The sequence below is a fragment of the Nibrella saemangeumensis genome (genome assembly GCF_039541915.1).
Classification (GTDB): domain Bacteria; phylum Bacteroidota; class Bacteroidia; order Cytophagales; family Spirosomataceae; genus Nibrella; species Nibrella saemangeumensis.
Genome location: NZ_BAABHD010000005.1, coordinates 159,419 through 181,166, shown reverse-complemented (window position 1 = coordinate 181,166; position 21,748 = coordinate 159,419). Strand labels below are relative to the sequence as shown.

The window sequence follows — 21,748 nt, the reverse complement described above, 5'->3', positions numbered from 1 at the left end:
AAATGCTGGAAACAGAGCGATTAGTCATTATTCCGCTGAACTACAATCAGATGTTGAAATACATTCAGGCGGATAATTCACTGGAACAGGAGTTGGGTATAAAGGCGTCTGCCAGAGAGATTGTACCCGAGCTTAAAGAAGCCCTTGAGCAGTCGATCTTACCCAGCGTAGCCGATCCGAGTAAAGATTATGTGTATTCTACACTCTGGTCAATCATTGACAGGAATAATCGCGAGCGGGTCGGTGATTTCTGTTTCAAGGGTGAACCAAATCCGGCAGGAGAAATCGAAATCGGTTACGGCATAGATACCGCTTTTCAGAACAGAGGGTACATAACTGAGGCCATCGGTGCCGCTGTAAAATGGGCAGCGGCCCAGCCTGCGGTACAATTTGTGACAGCTGAAACCGAGAAAGATAATCTGCCGTCGATGCGGGTGCTGGAAAAATGCGGCTTCAGCCGGTTTGAAGAAACCGATACCATGATTGGGTGGCGGCTGTCGGTACGATAGTGCAGCCTATGATAGGGCTGCTGCTGAGTCAGAACCTACAACCAGTTGCCCCCGTTGCGGTAATGGGTTTACTTTCCGGCCTGACCCTGGCAATGGCTGCCCCTCAACGCATGGCTCACTGACAATATCAGGCTGTAATAACCCGCTGCACCGAGAGCGCCTGATCAAGCACCACCAGATTGGCCACATAACCGGTCTGCACTCTCCCCAGGGTAGTTGCTGCCCCAATAATCTCCGCCGGCGTCGTCGATGCCATCCGTAACGCTTCGGTTAGCGGTAGTCCGGCCTTGTCTACGCATACTTTTACCGCATCGAGCAGGGTGATGGATGAACCCGCCAGCTTGCCTTCCTGATTGGTGTAGCGGTCGTTTTCGTAGCGGATAATGAAATCTTCGTACGCTAGTTCAGGCCGGGGCGGGTTGGCAAAGGTAGCGTCGGAGATTAGAAACAGCCGGTTTCCCAGTTGCCGATGCGCTATTCGGATCGCTACCGGGTCGCAGTGAAAACCGTCGGCAATCAGGCTCGCCCTTACGCTGGGGTGGTCGAAAATCGCGCCAATGGTAACCGGTTCCCGGCTTTCGAAGCCCCGCATGGCATTGTAGAGGTGGGTGGCTAACGGGATACCGCTGTTGAAGGCGTTGGTGGCCTGCTGATAAGTAGCGTTGCTGTGGCCGAGGGAAAGAAGGGTGCTGGTGCTGTTTGCCAGGTTGAACAGTTTGTCAAGTTGTTCTTCGGAGAAGATTTCCGGGGCGATGGTGAGCAGTTTAATGACATCAGCGCCCTGGTCGAAAAGCTCGCCCAGTTCGGAGTCGTTGGGCTGGCGCACATAATTTAGGCTGTGGGCTCCCCGTTTCTCCGGATTAATATACGGGCCCTCCACATGCAGCCCCAACACACCAAATGGATTCTCCCGCTGAACCGTTCGAACGGCCTCAATAGCCCGCAAGATCACCTGATGCGAGGTTGAATACAGCGTAGGCACGACCGACGTAGTGCCATTTTTTCGGTGCGTTTCGTAGATATGCCGGACTGTCTCTGCGGTTGGATGCTCATTGAGGTACTGCTGAGAGCCACCGTACAGTTGCAGGTCGACAAAGCCCGGTAGCAGGTAGTTGCCTTGTAAATCAACGATATGTTCACCATCCAGTACTCCATACGAAATTGCCAAAATACGTCCGTAGTTAATGTGAACAGACATGTTCGGCAACAACTCACTGCCGGTGAAGATGGTGGCGTTGTGGAAAGTGGCATTCATAGTTGTTAGCTATTCCAGATTTCCCATGATTTCTCTGCCTGGAGCACCAGCATTCGGTGGCCGTTGTGGGTAGCGGCTCCGCGCTCACGGCCTTTGCGCATAAACAGGGTTTCGGCAGGGTTGTAGATCAGGTCGTACAACAGATGCTGGTCGGTGAGTTGGTCGTAAGGAAGGCTGGGGCACTCATCCGTATGCGGGTAGGTACCGACGGGCGAGGTATTAATGATAAGACGGTATTCAGAAAGAACATCCGGTAGTTCGTCGTACGTAAGCATATCGGTTGATGCGGTGCGGGAGACCAGCCGGTAGGGAATATCCAGGTCGGTTAGCACCACCGTTACGGCTTTGGCGGCTCCGCCGGTGCCCAGCACCAGCGCTTTCAATCCATTCGTGTCTGTATCCAAACCCCTGAACCACTCCTCCAGCGACTGCCGGAAGCCGTAATAATCGGAGTTAAAACCGGTGCGGGTACCGTCTTCTTCCAATCGAATGACATTTACTGCTCCTACTTTTTGAGCAGAGCTGTCAAGCCGGTCGAGGTAGGGGAAGACGGCCTGTTTATGCGGAATGGTAACGTTCAGGCCTCGCAGGTCAGGTGTTTGCAGGACTTGCGGCAGGTCGGCAATGTCGGGTAGCTCGAACAGGTCGTAGCGGCAGTCGCTGATGCCTTCGCGTTCGAATTTATCGGCAAAGTATTTTTTGGAAAAGGAGTGGGTCAGCGGAAAGCCAATCAGGCCGAATTGTTTCATTGTACAGTAGCGGGTTTGTACGTCCGATACAAAAATAGCCCTGTCGCGGGTTTACCGAAACAGGGCTATCAATTATATGTAAAATCGGTTGTTAAACGGCAGCCCGACGCATCTTACGCTTTACGGCCTCGAAAACCATCGGTAGTACGGAAATACCCACAATGCCAAAGACAACGAACTCGAAGTTCCTTTGTACAACCGGAATGTTGCCCAGGAAGTAGCCCAGCATGGTGATACTGATTACCCACAACAGGGCTCCGATAATGCAAAACCGAATGTAGCGCCCATAGTCCATACTACCTGCTCCAGCCACAAACGGCGCAATGGTGCGAACAATTGGAATAAACCGGGCGATAATGACGGTCCGGCCACCATGCTTGGCGTAGAACTTCTCCGTTTCGGATATATACTCTCGTTTAAAAAACAGGATACGCTCCCGCATTTTGATTTTATTGCCCAGAAACTTACCGACGAAATAATTGACGTTGTCGCCCAGCAGGGCCGCAACGATCAGCAGCGGGATAATAACCCAGACGCTGAGGTCGTTGGTCGGCCGGGCCGCCAGGGCTCCGGCGGCAAACAGCAGCGAGTCACCCGGTAATAAGGGCATCACAATCAGCCCGGTTTCGGTAAAGACAATCAGAAACAGGATACCGTATACCAACACACCATATTCGTTCGCCCAGCTATCCAGGTAACGGTCGAGGTGCAACAGAAAGTCGAGAAGCGATTGTATGAGTTCCATAAGCGTTGATGTTTCAAGTTTAGCGTTTAAGGTTTTATGTTCTTACCAAACTTGAAACCTGAAACGCTAAACCTGAAACAGTTAATGTTTTCCGTTTAAAAAGTGAGTAAATGTATCACCACGCAGACCGAGCCGGATGGTTTCAAGCGGTATAACTTCGTGAGGAGCAATGTTACCCAGGTTAACATTGGCGCCCAGAAGCTTTACAAACCAAACCTGCTGTTCTTTTTGCGGAGCCTCCCAGATAATGCTTTCGGAAGGTACCTGCGTCAGAATCTCTTCAACCAGACCCTGACGTACTTCTCCGCTGGAGCGGAACAGGCCAACGGTACCACCCTCGCGGGCTTCACCAATCACCTTCCAGGCACCCGCTTCCAGTTCAGCTTTCATCAACTGAATCCACTTGTAGGGTGGAATGATTTTAGCTTCATCCTTCGAGCCCACTTCCGAAAGAACCGTTACCTGCTGAGCCAGTTGCCGGATGTAGTCGCACTTGGTGTCCTGATTCATTTCAATCGAACCGTCAGAGACTTCAGCGTAGGCTAAATCATACGTATCGATCAGTCGGCGGTAGTCGTCAAACTGGTCGCGGACAACAAAGGCTTCGAACAGGGTTCCTCCAAAGTAGACCGGCACGCCGGCTTCTTTATAGATCGCTAATTTTTCCTTCAGGTTAGGTGTCACGAAGGAAGTGGCCCAGCCCAGCTTGACTAAGTCGACGTAATCGGCGGATGTGGATAGAAAGTCCTCAACTTGACGGAGGCTTAAGCCTTTGTCCATCGCCATGGTAAGGCCATTCTGACGGGGTTTTACGGTACGGTCGGGTATCTGAGTAAGCGTATAATTCATTCGCTTGTAGTAGATAGGCTATTCTAAAAATCCCCCAAAACTAATACAACTCCCCAAAACCTCACAGGAAAGTCCATAAAATATAGCAGTCAGGCCATTATGGACTTAGTTAAATGCTATTTTTGCAGCCTTATGGAAGAAACCACACCAACAAATCCCCGTCTGGAATTTTTCCGCTCCCAGATTGGCCAGGATATGAGTAAGAGCCCGTCGCCACTCGGACGCTGGCTGAAAGGAAGAATACAGGCGGTCGACCTGAAGGAATTGGTAGTGGAGTACACGATCCATGAAGAAATGACCAACCCGATGGGTGTCCTCCACGGGGGGGCTGCTGCCGCTATCCTGGATGATATTGCCGGATCGCTGGTTTTTGCCCTCGGCCGGGACTATGGCTACACCTCTGTTAACCTGACGCTGGACTTTCTGCATAGCGCGCGGCTCGGCGAAACCATCACGGCAACGGCCACGATTATACGGGCCGGCAAGAACATCATTCATGTGGAGGGCATCATCCGGTCCGCCGGGGGCAAGATCATTGCCAAATGTGCCACCAACCTGATTCAGACTTCGGTGAAGTTGCCGTTTTAGTCTTAAGACAGTAGCTGTATTGGTTGATTAGGTTATTCCCATAGCTACGGCTTGAATAGGAAAATCTCTTCGGTACACATTGAGGGGAATCTGATTACCCAAACCCTGATGAGGTCGTCGACAATTATAGCTCATTTCCCACAGCCGCAATTGATACCGGCGATCTTCGGCGTCGATGAAACGAAACTGACTAAACAGCTCTTCGTTGTCGGTCCGATTACTGCGTTCGATAAAACCATTACACCAGGGAGAGCCTTTGGGAATCAAGGCATGAATGCGACCGCTGCCCTCCACCGTCTTGGTAAAGCAGGTCCGCCGGTCAGCGTGAGCGGTGTACTTCATGGTAAAGCTCATGGCATTGTCGGTGAAAGTGATAAAAAAGGGGGGAGTCGCTCCAAAGAGCGCTCATAAACAGCGGCCAAGGTAGCGCTTTGGTAATTGTCATGAATCTCAGAATACTTCATGCGGGTCGACAGATGAATGATGGAGATCTTGTATTCAAAGCCACTACTGCCCTTGATGGCTGGCAACTGCTGGACATCCATCTGCGTGCGATAGCGTCCCACCGGAATGCCGCTGGGCTTAGCTCGTTTAGCGGGGGCTGGCCGGGTCAGGCCGGCCTGGCGCAAAATCAGATAGACGGTGCTAGTGGCAAAGTGTCCATAGTCAGCCTCCAACTCGGCTGCGATACGGACCGGGCCGTGCCAGGGATGGGCCTGCCGATAGGCAATGACGGCTTGCCGAAAGGCGTCAGTTACAGAGCCAGCCGGCAGATGCGGGGCGCTGGAGCGATCCTGGTAGTGGGAGCGATCGACCCATTTACCAATGGTTTTGGTCGAGGTGGTAAACTGCTTGGCCAGTTGGGTTTTGGTGAATTGCCCCGTCTCAAAGAGTCGTTTAACCTCCTGGCGTTGTTTGACAGTCAGCGCAGCGTTTGCATGGATTTTCATCATGTTCATACCCAACAAAATCCAGGCCAGCAACAAGAACAACCTTATCAACCAGTACAAGTAGATTCTAGACGTTGGACATTCGATGTCAGATAGTAAATTCAACAGCTAAGTCCAATGTCTAACGTCCAACATCTAACGTCTCAAATATTCTTTCCACTATTGACTAACAGCCTATTGACTATCGGCTAAAGATTCCGTAATTTTGCCCCTCATTTCCAAATTATAGGTCAAAAATCATGTACGCAATCGTAGAGATCGCAGGTCAGCAATTTAAAGTAGAGAAGGGCCGTACCGTCTACACCCATCGGTTGGAAGGCGACGCGGACGCTGCACTTGTGTTCGACAAGGTACTCCTTGTTGATAACGACGGAAGCATAACCGTAGGGGCTCCGCTCGTTGAAGGTGCGTCGATCTCAGCCAAGATCGTCGAACACCTGAAAGGCGAAAAAGTAATCGTCTTCAAAAAGAAGCGTAGAAAAGGCTACAAGAAGAAAAATGGTCACCGTCAGTACCTGACCAAGGTGTTGATTGAAGACATCACCCTGTAAGTTTCAAGTTTAAGGTTTCAACGTTTCAAGTTCGCTTCTGTAACGTGGAACCTGAAGCCTGGAACCATAAACTCGTTTAAAGAAAATGGCACACAAGAAAGGTGTAGGTAGTTCCAAAAACGGCCGGGATTCGATCAGCAAACGTTTGGGCGTTAAGCTGTTTGGTGGCCAGAAAGCAATCGCCGGCAATATTATTATTCGCCAGCGTGGCACAAAGCATCACCCCGGCCAGAATGTAGGCCTGGGCAGAGACCATACGCTGTTTGCATTGGTCGACGGTACGGTTCAGTTCCGGAAAGGTCGCGACAATCGCTCGTACGTGAGCATTGTTCCGTTTGAGACGACCACTACGGCTGAAGCTTCTGCTCCCGTAGCAGCAGAATAAGCAAGTATAAGAACGTTGCGGTTTACTGAAGGTGGTTTTTGGATCGAACTGTAAATCGTAAGTAGGATAAACCTGTTCCGGCCTGTGCGGGAACAGGTTTTTTGTTTGCCGTAAACTAAAAGTTTTTTCCGTCTGTTAGCAAAGCACAGGCTTCCGTGAAGTCGGAAGCAAGAACAGACGACTTAACTAATCAGATAATATGAACTCACTACTGCGTCCCCCCGTCATGCTGTATACGGAGTCCAGCCCGAACCCGAACTCCATGAAGTTTGTGCTGAATTTTCCGCTGGTGCCCGAAGGCCTGTCCTTCGACTATGCTGAACCGGGTGATGCCCTGCTGGAAGGTAAGAACTCTCCGCTGGCAGTGGCGCTGTTTGGTTTCGACTTTGTCCGCCGGGTGTTTATCTCCAGCAATTTCATTACGGTTACCAAGGATGATGCGACCGATTGGAACGATGTGCTTTTCGAACTAAAGTTTTATATCAAGCAATACTTTGAAGAGCAGAAGCTGGTCTTCAGTCAGCGCACGATGGATGCCAACTCAACTAAAGTGGAGGCAGATAGTGAGACCGTACAGAAGATTAAAGCGGTACTTGATCAGTACGTTCGCCCGGCGGTTGAGTCAGATGGCGGAGCTATTAACTTCTATTCGTTTGACGAAAATTCCGGCACCGTTAAAGTGCTCCTGCAAGGCTCCTGCAGCGGCTGTCCGTCATCCACCCTCACGCTGAAAGCCGGTATTGAGAACCTGCTGACCCGTTTGGTTCCGGAGGTGAAGCAGGTAGAAGCTGAAGGTGTTTAAGGCTGCTGAGTACTGCCATTAACTAAAATAAACAAGCATTTGCCAACGCAAGGGGTAGTATAGCGTTTAGTATACGATATGACGCTTTTTTCAACTACACCTTGCATGAGGCATATAATTTTGTTAGTGCTGGCCGGGCTGCTGTCGGTGACGAGTCAGGCACAAAACCTGCTGGGGATAACGACCAGTCCTTATGGTGGTACCCATCGCATTTACCTCAATCCGGCGCTGGCGGCTGATTCTCCGCATTCCTACGATGCCAACCTGTTTACCGCCAATGTCCACGCCGATAACAACTACGTTCGATACAATGCACCGTATTCCCTGCTGACGCTGCTGGCCCAAAACGTGCCTAACCGGTTTCGCCGGCCTGATGGCTCTCTGGCGTTTCAGATGGACTACACCCGCGAAATCTTGGACGGCAAGTCTAAATATGGTACGCTTTGGGGAGAAGTACGCGGACCGGCCCTGCAGTTTAAGACTGGTCCACGGGGGGGCCTGGGCTTTACCTCCCGGCTCCGGGCGGCTGCTCAGGTCTCGGGCGCTTCTGAGCAATTGTTATCGGCGCTCCGGGCCAGCCTCCGCGATTCTGCCTTGTTTAGCATTCCCAGCCGGGACAATAAGTTTAGCATCAATACCAACACCTACGCCGAAGTGGCGCTTACCTTTGCCTATACGCTTCTGGAAGATGAGGGTCAAAAGCTGTTGGGCGGTATCACGGTTAAACGCCTGTTTGGCTATACATCCGGGCACCTGATCAACCGGGGCCTCGATTACCAGATCCAGTTTGACCAGACAGGGCGGGATGAAGGCTACCTCGAGGTAAACCAGGTGGATGCTGATCTGGGCTATACCAGCTTTTTACAGGGGCGCAACTTCTCACCACGGACATTGTTAAATCCTGAAGCACCCGGCAATGGCTGGGGTGTCGACCTGGGGGTCTCGTATATCGCACAGGTCGACGAGGACGCTCCGCTGCTGCGGTTGAGCGGTTCGCTGATGGATATCGGGAGCATTCGCTATGAAGGCCAGGCTTACGATGTGCAGCGGCAGAATGTACGGTTCTACCCGTCGGATTTTGATCAGGTGGGGGGCAGTGAAGACATTGCCGGCGTTCTGCGGCAGAAACTGGACATAGAACCCGCCAGTGGTAAAAGAAGCTTTCGTTCCGGATTACCTACCGCCCTTAACCTAGCGGCCGAATGGCAATCGCCTGCAGGTTTAGGGATGAGTGTAGTCTGGTTTCAGAATATGCGGGGGCTTACGGCCATTGCCATGCACCAGCCAACGCTGATTGCGATTACCCCCCGCTTCACAACGCGGCTTATCGAGGCTTCAATACCTATTGCCTACCTGAATCGAGGCATAATGGTTGGCCTGGCCGGCAGGCTTGGTCCCTTCTGGCTGGGCTCCGACAACATTATGGGGCTCATGGGCAGCGGCCGGAATGGTTTTGCGCCCCGTGGTATAGACGTGTACGGTGGCGTGGCCTTCGGTCTGAACCGAAAAACACTGTAGTGCGCAAATTTCCCTAAATTATGTAGATTTGGGTGTTACCAATAAATGCAGTACCAGTTTCGGGCGCATGACCGGGCACGTATGACCGAGCGAACCACCTTTTTTGACACCCGAATTGAATTTCTGAAAGGCGTTGGACCGCAACGGGCGGAGCTATTGAACACAGAACTCAATATCTTCACCTATGGCGACCTCATTCAGTATTATCCCTTCCGTTACGACGACCGTACCCGCTTTCATACCATCAGCGAGCTGGACGACAGCTTAGCGGCCGCTCAGATTCGCGGTCGCCTGCGCGACTGGTATTTCGAAGGGGAAGGACCGAAAAAACGGATGGTCGGCACCTTTACCGACGGTACCGGTACCATGAACCTGGTGTGGTTTCAGGGGCTGACATGGCTGGAAAAAAACCTCCGGCGTAACGGCGAGTACATCGCCTACGGTAAGCCGCAATCTTTTGGTGGGCAGTTCAGCATTGTGCATCCCGAACTGGATAACCTCAGCCCGGATACAGACGTGCCGCGGGGGTTCTACCCCGTTTACAGCCTGACCGAAAAGCTTCGCCGGCGGCACCTCGACAGCAAGGCCATCGGCACCATCATGCGGAACCTGCTGGAAGGTGCCTATCCGCACATCCGCGAAACACTGCCCGAATCGCTCGTTCAGCACTTTCGGCTGGTATCCAAGCGCGATGCCATGTGGAATATCCACCTGCCGCAGAACCAGGCCTGGCTGGTGCAGGCGCAACGGCGGCTGAAATTCGAGGAGTTGTTCTACAACCAGCTCCGGCTCATCAAGAACAAACTCCTCCAGAAAAATGAAAATCCGGGCCAGGTATTCCGAAATGCCGGGCTGGTAACGGCGTTCTACAAAGACCATTTGCCCTTCGACCTGACCAACGCGCAGAAGCGGGTGCTGAAGGAAATCTACGCTGATTTTGTCAGCGGTAAACAGATGAACCGGCTGCTACAGGGCGATGTCGGTAGCGGAAAGACTATCGTCGCCTTTATTGCCATGCTGATGGCCCTATCCAACGGGGCCCAGGCCTGTATGATGGCCCCCACCGAAATTCTGGCCGATCAGCATTACGAGGGCCTGAAACTCTTTGCAGATGCGCTGGGCCTGAACATTGGCATCCTGACCGGCTCCACCACTACCAAACGCCGGCGCGTACTGCACGAGGAGTTGCAGACGGGAAAGATGCACATTATTGTGGGTACTCACGCCCTCCTGGAGGATACCGTGCAGTTCCAGAACCTGGGCCTGTGCATCATCGACGAGCAGCACCGGTTTGGTGTCGCGCAAAGGGCCAAAATGTGGGCCAAGAATGAAGACGTGCCCCCGCACATTCTGGTCATGACCGCTACGCCCATCCCGCGGACGCTGGCCATGACGCTGTACGGCAACCTGGATATATCCATCATTGACGAGCTGCCGGCGGGTCGGAAGCCGATCAAAACGGTTCATAAGTTCGATAAGCACCGGTCGGAGGTATTTGGTTTTATGCGTCAGCAGATCGAGCTGGGCCGGCAGGTATATGTGGTATACCCACTGATTGAGGAGTCGGAGAAGCTTGACTACAAAGACCTGATGGACGGCTTCGAGAGCATCCAGCGGGCGTTTCCCAGGCCGAAGTACGAAGTGGGTATCCTGCACGGCCGGATGCTGCCGTATGAGAAAGACGACGAGATGAAGCGCTTCCAGAAGCGGGAGACGCACATCATGGTCGCAACGACTGTCATCGAGGTAGGCGTAAACGTGCCTAACGCCAGCGTAATGGTCATTGAAAGCGCTGAGCGGTTTGGCCTGGCCCAGTTGCACCAGCTAAGGGGGCGGGTTGGCCGGGGTGCCGACCAGTCGTACTGCGTGCTGATGACCGGATACAAACTCAGCAAAGATACCCGCACCCGCATTGAAACCATGGTTAAAACAAACAACGGTTTCGAGATTGCCGACGTAGACCTGCAACTCCGCGGCCCCGGCGACCTGACGGGCACCCAGCAAAGTGGCGTGATGGACCTGATGATTGCCGACCTGGCCAAAGACGGAGCCATCCTGGCAGCTGCCCGCGAGTCGGCCCAGAAAATTCTGGACGAAGACCCGCATCTGGTATTGCCGCAGCACGCACCCATCCGCAATCATCTGGACGCCTTACGCAAAGAAGAAACTAACTGGAGCCGGATCAGTTAGTCCTCAGGTGTGAAGGTGATTCCCGACGCTGACTCCCGGGCTGATTACCTTCCGAATACGCCTGATTTATATTCCGTGGTACACTCATTTAATCTCCGCGTACGTCTTTACAATCGGCAGCGGAGCGGCTTCTATTTTCTGGCGGTAATCGGCCCACTGGGTGCGGAAGAACTGGTTGACTTTGTTCAGCGCTTCCTGGGTAAGCTGTTCGGCCTGCTCCACCAGCCGGGTTTCGGTTTGGGTAACGGGTTCTGTCCGTCCGGCTATGTACATCCGCGCTTCCTGCAGCTTCGATACCGGCGTCAGCATATACGGTCGGCCATAGCCCTGCTTCTCCATCTTCTTACCCACAACCAGGTCGCGTAAGGCTTTGAGCGAGTCCTGCACGGTTTTGGTGTTCTTCCGCAGGGTTTCCATATCGGTACCGGTGCGGTCCTTTAGCTGATTGGTCAGCAGCTCGGCGGCTTCGGTGGCTTCCTGAATGCGGTCGGTGGCTTCGGTCAACTGGCGGGTGTGGGCGTTCAGCCGGTCCAGCAGCGCCCGGCGGGCTACCATGGTTTCGCGGTTGTAAGGCACCCGTGGATCGGCTTTTACCGTCACCATGGTCGAGTCTTTGGCCCCGGCGTAGGCAAATACGGCTTTGTAGCGGCCGGGCATAACGGGGGTACCCGCCGGTTCGGCATCGGTGGGTTTGGGTTTGGCGCTGCCGGGCTGACGCAGCCCGCGTTCGCTCAGGTTCCAGGTAAGCCGCTGCATGCCCAGCGCCGAATCAGGTACCTGCTTCAGCGTGCGGATGAGTTGGTTGCGCTCGTCGTAGAGCCGTACGTATAAAGTATCCGTTTTTTTGCCGGCGGCTTTCTTCGCCTGCGTGGTATCGGCCCTGCCGGCGGGTAGTTCGGTGGGTAGTACGTTGCCGGTTTCCCTGTTCACCGTCACCTTCTGGCGGGCCTGCCGACCTCTGGCAACGGGTTCGGCGGGTTTGGCCGATGCGGTTACGGCGGCTGCGGTGCTTTTGGGTTTCAGGTAGTACGTCAGCGTAGCACCGGCCGGGCGGTTGGTGGCCTGGTACAGGTTATCCGTTTCGTTCATGTAGCCCACTGGGTTGCGGTAGTTGGCCAGGTAGGCTTCGGTCGGCTCAAACGCTACCAGCGGCTGGTCGAGCGTTTTGTTTATGCCCTGGTTGGCCAGCCGGCGCAGGGGTTTGATGTCGTCCAGCACGTAAATGGCCCGGCCGAAAGTGCCAACCACCAGATCGGCTTCGCGCTCCTGAATGGCCAGGTCCATGGTAGATACCGACGGCAGGCCTTCTTTCCACTGCGTCCAGGTCTGGCCTTCGTCGATGCTTACCCACAGGCCGTGTTCGGTGCCGGCAAACATCAGCCGGGGTTCGGTGGGGTCCTGCAGGAAACAGAGCGCGTAGCCGTTCACTTTCTTGTCGTCCACCAGCCGGGTCCAGCTTTGGCCGTAGTTGGTGGTGCGGTAGATGTACGGCGAAAAATCGTTGCCCATGCGGTAGTGGTTGGCAACCACATAAGCTTCCCCTGGCCGGTGGCGCGAGGTAGTGATTTGCGGAATCCAGGCTTCTTTGGGCAGACCCGGCAGGCGGTCGCGGAGGTTGCTCCAGGTCTTGCCGCCGTCGCGGGTGAGCTGCACGTTGCCATCGTCGGTGCCGACCCAGATCACGCCTTTCTCCGACTGACTCGGCGCAACGGTCAGGATGGTATTGTGGTTTTCGGCGCTGGTAATGTCGAGGGTCAGGCCACCGCTTTGGTCCTGGCGCTGCTGCTCGGGCTTGTTCAGCGTCAGGTCGGGGGAGATGGTTTCCCAGGTCAGGCCCTTATCGCTGGATCTGTGCAGGAACTGGCTGCCGTAGTAGAGGGTGCGTTTGTCGGTAGGGTCGAGAGCAACACCGGCGTTCCAATTGAACCGCAGCCGGGTTTTGGTATCCGGACTGATGGGCTTAATAAAGCTGGAGCGGCCGGTCTGCTTGTCGTAGCGGGCCAGATTACCACCCTGCGACATGGCATAGCCGTAGCGGGAGTCTTCCGGGTCGGGCACGACATCGAAGCCGTCGCCGTACAGCACCACCTGCCAGTAATAGTTGCGCAGACCGCCCTGCGCGAAGGTATAGGACGGACCGGTCCATGAACCGTTATCCTGCAACCCGCCGTAGATGTTGTAGGGTATCTCGTTATCGACATTGATGTGGTAAAACTGCCCAATGGCGATGCCCTCCGGAAAAATCCAGGTCTTGCCCCGGTCGCGGCTGATGGCGATACCGCCGTCGTTGCCGTCGATGATGAAGTTCGGATTATCGGGATGAACCCAGAAAGCGTGGTGGTCGGCGTGGACCTGCTCCAGCGTGGCAATAACCTTGAACGACTCACCACCGTCTTCGCTGACGGCTATCGGCTGGTAAATCATATACAGCCGGTTTTCATTCTTGGGGTCAACAAAGATTTCGTTGAAGTAGAACGGCCGGTTGGTCACAATAGAAGGGTCTTCGGTCACCTTCTCCCACTTTTCTCCGCCATCGTCGGAGCGGTATAGGCCGTTTTTAGAAGCCTCTACCAGCGCATAGATGCGGTTCGGCATACTGCGGGCGATGGAGAGACCAAGCCGGCCAAAGTCGCCCTCCGGCAGCCCGGCTGCTTTCTCTTTCTTCGACCATGTCTTGCCGCCATCGTAGGTAATGTACAGACCCGAGCCCGGTCCGCCCGACTGAAAGTCCCAGGGTGTCCGGCGGTGCTGCCACATGGCCACCACCAGCTTGTTCGGGTTGCTGGGGTCCATCACCATATCCGCCACGCCGGACTTCTCGTTGGTGTACAGCACCCGCTCCCACGACTGACCGCCATCCGTTGTTTTATACACGCCCCGCTCCGGATGGTCGCCGAAGGGGTTGCCGATGACCCCGGCGTAGACGATGTTGGGATTGGTGGGGTCGATCAGGATGCGGTGGATGTTGAGGGACTTTTCCAGCCCCATGCGCTTCCAGGTCCGGCCACCGTCGATTGTTTTATAGATGCCGTTGCCCAGGTTGATGGAGTTACGGGGATTGCCTTCGCCGGTGCCCGCCCACACCACGCTGGGGTTGCTTTGCTGAATAGCCAGGGAGCCGATGTTGATGTTGGCCTGCTCGTCGAATACCGGTTTCCACGACAGGCCGCCGTTTTCGCTTTTCCAGACCCCGCCCGAAGCCGCCCCGGCGTAGATGATATCCGGATTGGCCACCACGGCATCGACCGCCGTAATCCTGCCGCTCATCACGCCCGGCCCGACGCTGCGGGCTTTGACCTGCTTGAAAACAGAAGTGGGGAGGGGTTGGGATACTGTTTGTAGCGTCGTTAGAATAAGTAGTAAGGGCAGATGAAGTAGCTGTTTGCGCATAGGAGTACCAATGGATTTCTGTAAATGTACTGGAAAAGGGAGTCCACACAAAGCGGTGCCTTGCCGGGACGCCAAGACACAAAGAGCTTTTCGTACTCTCTGCACCTTGGCGTCCCGGCAGGGCACCTCTTTGCGCGAAACTTATCTTATTGTTGTTACAACTCCCGAATCCGGATATTCCGGTACCACACCTTCTCTTCCGGGCTGTGGTTCTGTAAGGCAATCTTGCCTTTTGCGTGGGGAGTGGCGTAGGGCCAGGTCTTGAATTTGCTAGCGGCTAACTGCTTCTTCCACTCGTCGCCCCCGTAATGGTACTCTACCACTTTTTTACCGTTCAGGTAGTGCTCTACATGGTTATTGTTAACCACAATCCGGCCTTTGTTCCACTCACCGGCGGGTTTCACCACGGTCAGGTCGCTGGGGGCCTGCATATCGTAGTTGCCTCCGGTTTTCTGTTTGTCGTTGATGCCCTTGTAGCCGGTATCATCAATTACCTGGTACTCCGGCCCCGACATGTAGGTGGTTTTGATATCGTCCTTGTCGATAATCTTGTAGATGACCCCGCTGTTGCTGCCTTTCGGAATCTTGAACTCAAACTCCAGGTCGAAGTTCTCGTACTCCTTGTTGGTCACCAAGTCACCGCCGGTACCGTCGGGCGTCAGGGTGCCGTTTTCGATGTTCCAACCTACCACTTTGTCTTTGTGGTAGCTGTGCCAGCCTTCAATTTTCTTACCGTCGAACAGGGCTACCCACTTGCCGGGCTTCTGGGCATTGGTGATGGTGGCCGTCAGCAGCATCGTGCCGGCTGCCAGGCTCATCAAAACGCTTCTCTTTGTCATGGTTATGGTCTATTTAGGAAAATTAAACGGCATTGTTGATTTTCATGGCAATGGGGTCCCAGCCGACGATCCGCTTCTGGAACAGGCTCATGTTACCGCACTGCGTGGGTCCGCAGGCACGTAAACCGAAGGTAGCGTCTTCGACCACCGAGGTGTTGTTGCGGATGGCGTTGAAAAAGTTCACGAAGTGCTCGTAGCGGTCGCCCTTGTAGTTTTTGGGAACGCTGTACACGAACTCCTTCGGTCCTTCCATCTCCGGCTGGGCAGGATACAGCCTGTTGTATTCCTTCAGGTAAGCCTCCTGCTGGTCTTTGGGGAAATTGTCGATGGACAGACCCGGTGCTTTGGGGAATTTGTTCCGGTGTACGATCAGGCTATCCATCCGCATCGACATATCCCCTTCGGTACCCACAATGCGCACCATATAGCCACCACCGCCACCGTCGACGAAGTTGGACCGCAGCGTGAGGTTAAACTCTGGATGCTCGGCCGTTTTCGGGTAATCGTAGATACCCATCTGAATATCGGGTACATCGCGGCCATCTTTCCAGTAGCGCAGCCCACCGCTGGAATACACCCGGTTTGGTCCTTTGGCACCGGTTACGAAGTGCAGCGTCGAGAGTAGGTGCACAAACAAATCACCGGCTACGCCCGTGCCGTAGTCCTGGTAGTTCCGCCAGCGGAAAAAGCGGAGCGGGTCCCAGGGGCGCTTAGGAGCAGAGCCCAAATACCGATCCCAGTCTACCGTCTGCGGAGAGGCATCGGGCGGAATCGAATACTGCCAGGCACCCATGGCGCTGTGGCGGTCATATTGGGCTTCGGCAAAGACTAACTCGCCGATATCACCGGCTTTCAGCAGCTCTTTCGCCTTCGCCTGAATGATGGAGCTGACGAACTGGCTGCCGACCTGAAATACCTTGCCGGTTTCTTTCTGGACTTTAATGAGCGTATGACCGTCTTCGACCTTCTGCACCATCGGCTTCTCGCAGTATACGTGCTTGCCTTTGCGCATGGCATCGGTGGAGATTTTCTCGTGCCAATGGTCGGTGGTCGCGTTGATAACGGCGTCTACGTCGGTACGGTCGATGATTTCGCGGTAGTCGCGGGTGGTGGGCAGGTTAGCGCCCCAGAGTTCTTTGGCCCGGCGCAGACGGCCGTCGTACAGGTCGCAGGCAGCCACCATTTCTACGCCCTCGACCATCAGCGCCGTTTGCATATCGCCGATACCCATACCACCGGTCCCGATCAGGCCCATGCGGATGCGGTCGTTGGCTGCGGTGCTGCTGTGCCGTTTAATCAGGTTCAGGTACGTAGGAGCGGAGACGGTATTGGTTGTTTCGGCGAGAGCGGCTGGTGCCGTGGCTGCTACCGAACCCGCTAAACCTAATGATTTGAGAAAGGAACGGCGCGAAGGATTACCGCCGGAAAAAGACTGGTCACTATTGTTCATCCAACAAACGGGTTAAGTTAGGACCCGTAAGTTACGTATTTTTTGGGCAGGGGGCAAGAGAGTGGGGCAGGGGGCAGGGGGTATAGAAAAAGCTTCCCGTAGAGAGAAGCTTTTTCTATAAAGGATAGTTGTCGCGTTTACCCCCACTAAATTACATCATTCCGCGCAGCCTCCGGATCGTTGTACTTCACATCCAGCATGTCCGTGGATTTTACCTCCGAGGGATCGCGTGGTGAGGTGTTTTCTTTGATCTGACCGGCTTTCACGGCGCTTTCGTCCATAGCCTCGCGGGGCTGGTCCATCATCTGGGCCGTCTCCTGCGGCCGCTCGGCGGACTCGTATGAATGCGTATCGGTCTCGTCTTCATCATAGGGCCTTGAAGACGGTCCCGTGTGGCCGTGATCTTTCATGCCCTCTTCCGGATCGCGGTTGGGGTCTGACTTCGACGATATATCCTGCGTGTCTACCGAACGCGGACCAGCATCCAGTCCCGAATAGATACCGCCATCGGCCATAGAGTCGGCTTTTGAACCGTCGCGGTTGGCGCTCATGTTGGTTTCGTACTCGTTGGTTACGCTACCCCCATTGATATCCGGGACGTTCGGCGTGGTGGGAGACGGTATAGTGGGTATTTCCGGTGCCGGCGACGGTGGCGTCGGTGGCTGCGGTGTTTCGGGTGCCGGTGGTACCGGGGTGTTCGGGTCGGGTGTCGATGGGTTGGGATAACCCGGCGTCATCATCTGTACCGTAAAGCCAGCCGTTGGCGTGGCACCTGAATCCTGTGTTGTCTGATCGTTTTGCTGGTTTTCGTCGGTATCGTCCGTCAGGTAACCGGTATTGACCTCGGCTCCGGCGGCCGGATTACCGGTTATGCCGGCAACGGCAATGGGGTCATTGGGCACTACACGGCTGTCGCCTATGCCGCCACCGGCGCGGAGCGCTGCCGCTGAATTCTCGTATTTCTTTTCGGCTCCCTGCGGGTCTGGCTCCGTGTCGGTACCCTGCTCGTTGCGGGGCCGGTCGGTATCGGTACTATGGTCCAGTGCCCGCTCCTCATCGCTGCCTAAACGGATGCGGGGCTGGTCGTCGCTAATGGTAGCTTCGGAACTCATGGTAGACACGAGTTTGCCATCTACCAGTTTTACCATATGTGTTTCGGCCTGATCGGCCCCAAACATGATATCGGCATCGTCGGCGGATACCTGGTTGGCTTCCCTGGCACCGTCTGAAAGGTTTGCTGAATTTGCCATAACGTTCTCTATAAAAGGTTAAACAGTAAGTACCCAGGTTACGGCTTAATAAGCAGTACCTTTTGTCCCTATATAACCGGCTGTGGCCTAAAAGGTTTCAGATGACACGGCCGGCGTAAATGGCCCTCCAGAGCGGATTTTTCCTGAAAACAGCAGCCGCCGGGCTGTACCCAATAGGGGTAGTCCGGCGGCTGTATGCATGCGGTGATCTGTCTACTTTTCGCTGGTCAGGCGGTTCCAGAGCTCTTTGGCTTTTTCCTTCACCTCGTCAAGCTCTTTGGCCGCTTCGACCTTGAGTTCCTCCAGCTTGTTGCCGGCGACTTCCAGTTGTTCGGACGCTTCTACCTTGAGCTCCGCAAACCGTTCGGAGGCAACGGCCAGTTTGTCGGCGGCCATGACGCGCAGCTCCTCCAGATGAACAGCCGCTTCGGCTTTAACCTCCTCAATCCGGGTGGAAGCCTGGGCGGCTGCTTCGGTCGCCTGTACCTTCAGCTCGTCAATAGTTACGGTTGCTTTGGCTTTCGCGGCTTCCAGTTGCTCGGCCGCCTGCGCTTTCAGGTCGTCAACGTCGATGTTGGCGGCTGCGGCTTTTATCTTTTCGGTCACCTCACCGGCAATCTCCTCGACTTTATCGGCGGCTGCTGACAACTGTTCCAGCGCTTCGGCCCGCAGGCTCTCCAGTCTGTCGGCTGCGGTACTGGTCGCGTTATGGGCTTCTTCAGCCGTGGCCTGGGTCTTTTCTGCGGCTGGTCCTTCGGTGTTTTTGATGGGCTCTTCCATATGTCTGGTCGTGATTGATGATGGGTTACTCGTAGAGACTGCAACGATAACGGAAGTTCAGGTGATTTCATATGATACCCATCAGTTAACTGGCTGATTTAACCAATTAACCAAACTCACCCCAGCCGGCGGACAATCAGTTTGTTGACCAGGTCATACAACTGAATCGGCTTCATGGTTCGCCAGTTGAGTATCTCCAGCGTTCCGCCAAAGTTGATGTAGTAGTCGAGGTGGTATCTCTTCCACTCCCGCTCCACAAACTCCTGGAAGTTGACGGCCGAGATCCAGCCGTCTTCCACGTCTTCAAACCATTCTTCGTAGTAGCTGTCGTCGGAGCCGTGGAAGTTCAGCACGTTCTCGCCGATGAGCAGAAAGTATTTAATGCCTTCTCTCACCAGCGGGTCAATGACCTGCCGTTTCAGGTACATGATGTCGTTGTGCAGCGTGTCGTTCCACTCACCGAAGAGTTCCATGATGACGTACTGGCGGTCGTAGTCGGCAAAGAGGATCTTTACATACAGGGTCTCCGAGCCGATTTCGTCCCAGAGCGGGTGAATGTAATACCCGTATATATCGTGTTCGTACTGGTTGAAGTTGTACTCGCGGCCGTAAAACGGCGACCGGGGGTCGTCGGCGGCTACGTACAGCTTTTCCCAATTGTAGAAAGGCTCAATCTCGTGCATAAAACCGGGGTACGGGTAATTTTCGTTTCCGTACAATAACGAATCTCAGGCCGGAATGTTGAACGAAAAAACAGGCCTAGAACTTCCGGTGCGCCAGCCAGGCGACTACGGCCAGACAGGCGGCAAACCAGGCATAGGGCAACCGCAAATCAATCAGCGATAAAGCGCCGAACACCAGCGTGGTTACAAAACTGGCCAGCCCCTGCATGGCCTGGTTCAGCCCGAAGATTTCGCCCCGGTCTTCGTCGGAGGTGCGCTGCGCCATCAGCCCTTCAATCAATCCCTGAATGAGGGAAATGGTCAGACAGTCGATGGTGACCACAACATACAGCCCGACCAGGGAGGTACCCAGCAGGCCATAGGCAGCCAGGACGGGCGTACCCAGCAGCGCCAACCAGAAGATAGCCCGGCGCTGGTTGATGCGGTCGGCAAAGTAGGTGTAAAAGACGTAGTTGATGGCGATGCTCAACGTGCCGAAATAGATAAAAAAGTAGGAAATCGCTTTGGCGTCCATCTGCAACTCCCCGACGCTCACAAAGGCGACAAAATAAAAGTAATAGCCGATGCTGAACGTTAGCGCCACCTGCATCAGCACCAGTTGGAGCAGCCCCGGGTGCAGCCGTCCCTTGGCGTTTAGCCGCGACCACAGCGTCAGCACGTTCACCGACAGGGCTACCTCATCGCGCAGTTCTTTGCCGCGGATGCCCGAGGGTTGCGGATGGGTTTCGCGCAGCAGAAAACTCAGCCCGATATTCAGCGCCGATAAGCTAACGGCCAGTCCGGCTACGTAGGTAGCCTGCTGGCCCTCCGGCACATTCAATACCGTCAGCAGCAGCCCGGCAACCATGGGGCCTATTACGAAGCCCAGCGAAATAATGGCTCCTTCAATCCCCAGGTTCTTGAACAACTCATCTTTAGCGGAAATATCGGTAATCGCCGAGCGCACCGTTGCGTACATGCCGTTGGTCAGTCCGTCGCTGAACCGGTTGACAAAATACAGACTGGCCCGCACCGGCAGCAGCAGGCAATCGGCCAGAAACGTACCGATGGCCGATACGATCATAACCGGCCGCCGGCCGTATCCGTCCGAAATCTTGCCCAGCATGGGAGCCGCAAACAACTGAACGCCCAGAAACAAGGCTGTACCTACCGACAGCCATACCTGCGGGTGTTCCAGCCCCTTGACAAATTCTGGCATAATGGGCCCGATAGCCGACCCCACCACCACATCAATCAGAATAATCGCATAAATCAGCAGCAGCCGTCGGTCACGCATCAATACGTCTTGGTCATATCCGCGGGGATGGTAATTACGAAGTTGGCGAGGTCGCGGCTGGACTTTTCAGGGTTGTCGGGGTCTTCGAGTTCCACGGAGGAGATGGTCAGAATGCGGAGGTCGGGGCGCTGTTTGCGCAGGTACCAGCCGATGCCTTCGAAGTTGTTGGAGTGGTAGGATCCGTTGAAATGCAATAAGGTCTGGCCCGGTGACAGATTCTGCAGGATAAAGTGGGCCATAGTGGCATCTTTGATGGCCTGGGCGCGGGGGAAATTGGCGGCCTGCTCGCGTTTGGCGGCATCGTTGGCGCTGCCGCTGCCGCTGCTGTGGGCGCTGTCCATCATGCCGAGCATGGCTTTGTAGCCGGGCAGAGTCAGGTCTACTTCAATGGGGAGCGGGGCTATCTGGCGTTTTTCGTCGGCCGGCAGCGCGTCGAGCGAAGCTAATCCCTGGCGGGCGACCATGCTGGCGTACCGGCGGGGTACGTTGCTGGCGATGACCGGTACCTGGTTCTTGCGGGCAAAGTCGACAATAGGCCGGTAGTCGGTATCGTAGTTATTCCACAGTCGTGCCTGTTTGGTCAACTCTTTGTCGCCTATTTTTCCCTGCAGGTAATCGTTCAGCGGTTGCTGATTATCGGCCTCAAACATTTCGGCGCCCAGCACCAGCTGTTTGCCTTTCTTAGTATAAAGATCTTTGGCTAATTGCAGTTCAAGCCAATGGCAGATGGGGTTGTTGTGCAGCTCACCAAACAGGATTACATCAGCCTCGGCGGCTTCTTTCAGCAGTTTATCATAGCGGCTGGGTTTCAACTTCTGGTCGAACAGCCGGTACGCTGGTTTATCGGACATAAAGGCAGCGGTCGTCAGAGCTATCAGGAATAACAGAAAATATCTCATCAAAACTATGTATTTGTAAGCATAACTCGTACGAGTCCAAAAGAGTACCCGCTTCCGTAAAAAACTTTTCAACAGCAACAAAAAGGCCCC

General features: G+C 54.6%; 21 protein-coding genes. 7 read left to right on the top strand and 14 right to left on the bottom strand.

The window, feature by feature from the left end:
* Positions 1-2: 2 nt before the first annotated feature.
* Complete coding sequence (locus ABD949_RS02665; RefSeq protein WP_345240281.1) at positions 3-509, top strand: GNAT family N-acetyltransferase; 507 nt, start codon at positions 3-5, stop codon at positions 507-509.
* 127 nt (positions 510-636) lie between these two features.
* Here the strand turns inward: ABD949_RS02665 and nagA are convergent, their stop codons facing one another.
* The 4 genes from nagA to ABD949_RS02645 all read right to left on the bottom strand — a co-directional run bounded on the left by nagA (position 637) and on the right by ABD949_RS02645 (position 4,107).
* Positions 637-1,764 (bottom strand): N-acetylglucosamine-6-phosphate deacetylase, encoded by a 1,128-nt coding sequence (gene nagA / locus ABD949_RS02660; RefSeq protein ID WP_345240279.1) that lies wholly within the window; start codon positions 1,762-1,764, stop codon positions 637-639.
* A gap of 5 nt (positions 1,765-1,769) precedes the next feature.
* Positions 1,770-2,513: a shikimate dehydrogenase family protein gene (locus ABD949_RS02655; protein WP_345240278.1), complete on the bottom strand. Its 744-nt coding sequence runs from the start codon at positions 2,511-2,513 to the stop codon at positions 1,770-1,772.
* A gap of 91 nt (positions 2,514-2,604) precedes the next feature.
* Positions 2,605-3,258: a DedA family protein gene (locus ABD949_RS02650; RefSeq protein ID WP_345240276.1), complete on the bottom strand. Its 654-nt coding sequence runs from the start codon at positions 3,256-3,258 to the stop codon at positions 2,605-2,607.
* Positions 3,259-3,339: 81 nt separating this feature from the next.
* Positions 3,340-4,107, bottom strand: coding sequence for a phosphosulfolactate synthase (locus ABD949_RS02645; protein WP_345240274.1), 768 nt, complete (start codon positions 4,105-4,107; stop codon positions 3,340-3,342).
* 132 nt (positions 4,108-4,239) lie between these two features.
* Here ABD949_RS02645 and ABD949_RS02640 point away from each other — a divergent pair, with 132 nt between their 5' ends.
* The gene (locus tag ABD949_RS02640) at positions 4,240-4,695 is read left to right on the top strand and encodes a PaaI family thioesterase (RefSeq protein ID WP_345240272.1); all 456 of its coding nucleotides are present in this window, start codon (positions 4,240-4,242) and stop codon (positions 4,693-4,695) included.
* A gap of 27 nt (positions 4,696-4,722) precedes the next feature.
* Here ABD949_RS02640 and ABD949_RS02635 read toward each other — a convergent pair whose 3' ends face one another.
* Both ABD949_RS02635 and ABD949_RS02630 read right to left on the bottom strand, forming a co-directional pair.
* On the bottom strand, positions 4,723-5,049 hold the full coding sequence (locus ABD949_RS02635; protein ID WP_345240270.1) for an integrase core domain-containing protein: 327 nt from the start codon (positions 5,047-5,049) through the stop codon (positions 4,723-4,725).
* Positions 5,046-5,645: a hypothetical protein gene (locus ABD949_RS02630; protein WP_345240268.1), complete on the bottom strand. Its 600-nt coding sequence runs from the start codon at positions 5,643-5,645 to the stop codon at positions 5,046-5,048. Before ABD949_RS02630 ends, ABD949_RS02635 begins: the two co-directional genes overlap by 4 nt.
* 239 nt (positions 5,646-5,884) lie before the next feature.
* On the opposite strand from ABD949_RS02630, the gene rplU reads away from it, so the two are divergent.
* From rplU to recG, 5 genes are all read left to right on the top strand, one after another.
* Positions 5,885-6,196: a 50S ribosomal protein L21 gene (gene rplU, locus ABD949_RS02625; RefSeq protein ID WP_345240266.1), complete on the top strand. Its 312-nt coding sequence runs from the start codon at positions 5,885-5,887 to the stop codon at positions 6,194-6,196.
* A gap of 85 nt (positions 6,197-6,281) precedes the next feature.
* Positions 6,282-6,581: a 50S ribosomal protein L27 gene (gene rpmA / locus ABD949_RS02620; RefSeq protein ID WP_345240264.1), complete on the top strand. Its 300-nt coding sequence runs from the start codon at positions 6,282-6,284 to the stop codon at positions 6,579-6,581.
* Positions 6,582-6,780: 199 nt separating this feature from the next.
* On the top strand, positions 6,781-7,383 hold the full coding sequence (locus ABD949_RS02615; RefSeq protein ID WP_345240263.1) for a NifU family protein: 603 nt from the start codon (positions 6,781-6,783) through the stop codon (positions 7,381-7,383).
* Positions 7,384-7,488: 105 nt separating this feature from the next.
* The gene (locus ABD949_RS02610; RefSeq protein ID WP_345240261.1) at positions 7,489-8,901 is read left to right on the top strand and encodes a DUF5723 family protein; all 1,413 of its coding nucleotides are present in this window, start codon (positions 7,489-7,491) and stop codon (positions 8,899-8,901) included.
* 81 nt (positions 8,902-8,982) lie between these two features.
* Entirely contained in the window at positions 8,983-11,091 is a 2,109-nt protein-coding gene (gene recG, locus ABD949_RS02605) for an ATP-dependent DNA helicase RecG (RefSeq protein ID WP_345240965.1), read from the top strand.
* Positions 11,092-11,175: 84 nt separating this feature from the next.
* Here recG and ABD949_RS02600 read toward each other — a convergent pair whose 3' ends face one another.
* The 8 genes from ABD949_RS02600 to ABD949_RS02565 all read right to left on the bottom strand — a co-directional run bounded on the left by ABD949_RS02600 (position 11,176) and on the right by ABD949_RS02565 (position 21,610).
* Entirely contained in the window at positions 11,176-14,481 is a 3,306-nt protein-coding gene (locus ABD949_RS02600; RefSeq protein WP_345240260.1) for a WD40/YVTN/BNR-like repeat-containing protein, read from the bottom strand.
* A gap of 155 nt (positions 14,482-14,636) precedes the next feature.
* Positions 14,637-15,299 (bottom strand): 3-keto-disaccharide hydrolase, encoded by a 663-nt coding sequence (locus tag ABD949_RS02595; RefSeq protein ID WP_425576723.1) that lies wholly within the window; start codon positions 15,297-15,299, stop codon positions 14,637-14,639.
* Positions 15,300-15,342: 43 nt separating this feature from the next.
* A complete protein-coding gene (locus ABD949_RS02590; RefSeq protein ID WP_345240258.1) occupies positions 15,343-16,770 on the bottom strand; it encodes a Gfo/Idh/MocA family protein in 1,428 nt (475 codons plus the stop codon).
* 146 nt (positions 16,771-16,916) lie between these two features.
* Positions 16,917-18,020, bottom strand: a complete 1,104-nt coding sequence (locus ABD949_RS02585) for a hypothetical protein (RefSeq protein WP_345240256.1) — start codon at positions 18,018-18,020, stop codon at positions 16,917-16,919.
* Positions 18,021-18,233: 213 nt separating this feature from the next.
* Positions 18,234-18,800, bottom strand: coding sequence for a hypothetical protein (locus ABD949_RS02580; RefSeq protein ID WP_345240255.1), 567 nt, complete (start codon positions 18,798-18,800; stop codon positions 18,234-18,236).
* A 116-nt stretch (positions 18,801-18,916) separates the two neighbouring features.
* Positions 18,917-19,483: a hypothetical protein gene (locus ABD949_RS02575; protein ID WP_345240254.1), complete on the bottom strand. Its 567-nt coding sequence runs from the start codon at positions 19,481-19,483 to the stop codon at positions 18,917-18,919.
* A 76-nt stretch (positions 19,484-19,559) separates the two neighbouring features.
* Entirely contained in the window at positions 19,560-20,759 is a 1,200-nt protein-coding gene (locus tag ABD949_RS02570) for an MFS transporter (protein ID WP_345240252.1), read from the bottom strand.
* Positions 20,759-21,610, bottom strand: a complete 852-nt coding sequence (locus ABD949_RS02565; RefSeq protein WP_425576718.1) for a ChaN family lipoprotein — start codon at positions 21,608-21,610, stop codon at positions 20,759-20,761. The genes ABD949_RS02570 and ABD949_RS02565 overlap by 1 nt, the downstream gene beginning before the upstream one ends.
* Positions 21,611-21,748: the final 138 nt, after the last annotated feature.